4 protein-coding genes are annotated in these 3,402 nt (G+C 61.1%); 3 read left to right on the top strand and 1 reads right to left on the bottom strand.

Going from position 1 to position 3,402, the window contains the following annotated elements; genetic code table 11:
* On the bottom strand, positions 1 to 742 hold a 742-nt coding region (tssA, locus tag L9Z73_RS27695; protein WP_247407867.1), incomplete at its 3' end, for a type VI secretion system protein TssA.
* Positions 743 to 1,135: 393 nt separating this feature from the next.
* On the opposite strand from tssA, the gene tagH reads away from it, so the two are divergent.
* From tagH to tssK, 3 genes are all read left to right on the top strand, one after another.
* The gene (gene tagH, locus L9Z73_RS27690; protein WP_247407865.1) at positions 1,136 to 2,470 is read left to right on the top strand and encodes a type VI secretion system-associated FHA domain protein TagH; all 1,335 of its coding nucleotides are present in this window, start codon (positions 1,136 to 1,138) and stop codon (positions 2,468 to 2,470) included.
* A 56-nt stretch (positions 2,471 to 2,526) separates the two neighbouring features.
* Positions 2,527 to 3,036, top strand: coding sequence for a type VI secretion system lipoprotein TssJ (gene tssJ / locus L9Z73_RS27685; protein ID WP_247407863.1), 510 nt, complete (start codon positions 2,527 to 2,529; stop codon positions 3,034 to 3,036).
* An 18-nt stretch (positions 3,037 to 3,054) separates the two neighbouring features.
* On the top strand, positions 3,055 to 3,402 hold a 348-nt coding region (gene tssK / locus L9Z73_RS27680), incomplete at its 3' end, for a type VI secretion system baseplate subunit TssK (protein WP_247407861.1).

The following is a 3,402-nucleotide window of genomic DNA, read 5'->3' as shown; positions in this document are numbered from 1 at the left end:
CGCGGTTGCCGGTCTCGCTGCTCGGGACAAACTGGCTGAGGATCTGCAGCGCCTGCTTGAGCGGTTGCTTCAACAGGCTGAGGTCGACGCCCTGGGCCGAGCCGACCTGGTCGCTGACCTGTTGTTCGATGGCTTCGCAGGCGGTACGCGCGGTGCTCAAGGCGTCGCGGGTGGCTTGCAGTTGCTCGGGGTCGCTGTCGAGGAACGCGGCGTTGAGCTGCTGGGCGCCGAGTTGTTCGTCGGGGAAACTCATCAGGCCGCTGGCGTTCAGCGCGGCGCGCAGGCTCACGGGGCCGAAGGTGCGCGAGCGTGTGAGGATGCTTTCGCGCAGCAGGCGAATCGTCGCGTCGCTGGTCAAGCCGGACAGGGCGTTGATGCGCACGGTGGGGTCGTTATCGTCGTCGGCATCCAGGTGCGGATGCAGGTCGGCCCAGTATTCGCGCAGCAGTGCGTTGATCAGCGTGAGCGCGTCGGCCAGCCCGGCCACACCCTGGAGGGCGAGGGCGCTTTGCAGCAGGAAATGGGTGATGCGCAGGTCTTTGCTGCGCTGCAATAAGTCGAGACTTTGTTGCTGGATGCTGCGCCAGTCCGGCGGTTCGGCAGGCAGGATGGAGTCGCCCATGCTGCGCTCGGGCTGACCCTTGGCATCACGCTCCAATTGTAGAAATTGCGCGTCATATTCCATGTCTTCACCACATGGCGAAGTCGCGGAAACGGCAGCGAGCAGCAACGGCACATCCACTGAAATCGATCTCCCTATCGGCCCGTTAGATGGCGGGCAATTCATGCATTAGTTGCGTGATGAACTTTGCATGTTTTCTTGGTCATATAAGTGCGACGCCATTAATGTGCCATCACTGGTATTCAAGAAGTTGTGCATTTTTGGTGTAGTAGTTATGGCTTGTCAAGGTAAGCTATTCGCCCTCTGTGACAGATGTGCGGTGCTTGGCAAGCTGCGCGACTAATTGGTCAGGTTGCGGACTAAAACAGGATTTTTCTCACAGACGCCGGTTAAGATCAGCGATCATGCTGGTAAAAGCAGGTTATGACGGTCGTTCGCAGCACCTGACGGGACCCCTCGGGAAAGGTTGCCGCCGGGAATCGACTGCGCGCGAAGTATCAGCAAGGAGGCAAGATGTCGCTGTGTTTGACTATCACTAGTTATCACAAGATTACCCCTGGGCAGTGTGCCGAAAAATCCTTGAACCAGGGTTCGATGGCGATCGGCCGCAGCTCGGATAATGACTGGGTATTGCCTGATCCTGAGCGTCTGGTTTCCTCGCAACATTGTGTAATTCAATACAAAGATGGTCGTTATTATTTAACCGATAACAGCACAAATGGCGTGGAGTTGGTTAACGCCGGCATCCGTCTGCGTCGGGGCAATAGCGAGCCGTTGCAGGATGGCGAGCTGATCCGCATCGGTGATTACGAAATCCAGGCGCGCATCGATTTCAATGTGCAAGCCGTGGATAGCCAGGCGTTTGCCGGGGATTCCCCGAACAGTTTTGAAGCGCTGATGGGCGCCGTCGTGAGTAAACCGGCCGCCGCACCGGTGATCGCACCGCAGTTCCAGGGCGCGTCGTCGATGGACACCCTGCCGGACCTGTTCGATTTTCTCAGCCCGACCGCCGTGCCGCCGCCGACCGTGGCCGATCACGTGCCTTGCGAGCGACACGACTTCCGCCCGCCAGCCCCGGTGGCTGTGCCGGTTGCACCACCACCTGCCGTGTCGGGCTCGGTCATTCCCGAAGATTGGGACCTGTTTGGCGACACGCCAGCTCCCGTGGTCAGCGCACCGACACCGACACCGCCATCTCCCGCGGCCGTTGTCCCGCCGCCACCCGTGGTTGAGCCCTTGCTCTCCGTGGCCGACAGCCAACAACCCGATCTTTTGCAAGCCTTTCTGCGCGGTGCCGGCCTGGACCAACTGCGCCTGGACAAGGCCCAGGCCGAAGCCCAGATGGAAAGCATCGGCCGCAGCTACCGGCTGATGGTCGACGGCCTGATTGACGTGTTGCGCGCCCGGGCGAGCCTCAAGGGCGAGTTCCGCATGCAGCAAACGATGATCCAGCCAGCGGAAAACAATCCGTTGAAATTCGCCCCAAATGCCGACGAAGCGTTACTGCTGCTGCTTCGTCATGGAAACCAGGCGTTTATGGCGCCGGACATCGCGGTGCGTGACAGTTTCGACGACCTGCGCGCTCACCAGTTGGCAGTAATGGCCGGTGTGGAAGCGGCGATCAAACATCTGCTCAGCCGCTTCGAGCCGGCACAGTTGGAAGAGCGCATGGGCAAGCCCGGCGGGCTGTCGAGCCTGTTCAGCGGCTCGCGCCAGGCCCAGTACTGGCAGCAGTTCACCGAGCTCTACAGCAATATTTCCCGCGAGGCCCAGGAAGATTTCCAGGACCTGTTCGGCCGCGAATTCAGCCGAGCCTACGAAGAGCACAGCGCACGCCAGCGTCGCTGAAGCGTGTCGCAACCATGGATAAAACGGAAAGCTAAGTACGTCATTGAGGACGAAGGATGATTCCCAGGTTTTTACTCGCAGTAGCCACCCTGCTGATGCTGACAGCGTGCGCCAAGGATGCTGTCAAACCCGAAGCAACGGCCTCGGTCGAAGCGAACACCGCTGCCGTCGAGTTGCACTTTCATGCGATTGCCGGGCTCAACCCCGGCGCCAACGGCCAGGCCGCCCCGGTGCGAGTGCGGATTTTCGAACTGAAAAACGCCGCCACCTTCAGCCGTTCGGATTACTTCGCCCTGGCTGACCGCGCGCAATCCACCCTTGGCCTCGACCTGCTGGATCAGGACGAAGTGATGGTGCAGCCCGGCCAGCAACTGAGCATTCAGCGCGACCTTGACCCATCTACCCGCCAGATCGGCCTGTTGGTGGGCTATCGCGAGCTGGACCGCGCGCAATGGCGCACGGTGCTCAACGTGCCGCCGCGCCAATACACCGAATACCAGATCAGCCTCGATGTGCGCGCCGTGCGTGCGGACGTCGTGGTTTCCCCATCCAGCCCAGCCCAATAACAAGCAATCGGAGCCCCCATGTCCTGGAACAATCGCGTGGTCTGGTCGGAAGGCATGTTCATCGGAACGCAGCACTTCCAGCAGCATGACCGTTACCTGGAAAACCTGATCGACGCCCGCAGTCGCCCGTTGTCGGCTGGGGCCTGGGGGTTTTCCGAGTTGCTGATCGATCAGGGCCTGCTGGCCCAGGGCAAGCTGGCGATTGTGTCGGCACGCGGCCTGTTGCCCGATGGCACGCCGTTCAATATTCCCCAGGATGACCTGGCGCCCAGCCCGCTGAATATCGACGACAGCCTGCGCGACGGCCTGGTCTACCTGGCGTTGCCGCTCAAGCGCGCGGGGGCCCGCGACACCGTCGACGACGGC

It is taken from the genome of Pseudomonas emilianonis (assembly GCF_023072625.1).
GTDB classification, from domain to species: Bacteria; Pseudomonadota; Gammaproteobacteria; order Pseudomonadales; family Pseudomonadaceae; genus Aquipseudomonas; species Aquipseudomonas paraveronii.
Note: the sequence above shows the minus strand (reverse complement) of the source record. Positions and strands in the feature narration are given on the sequence as shown.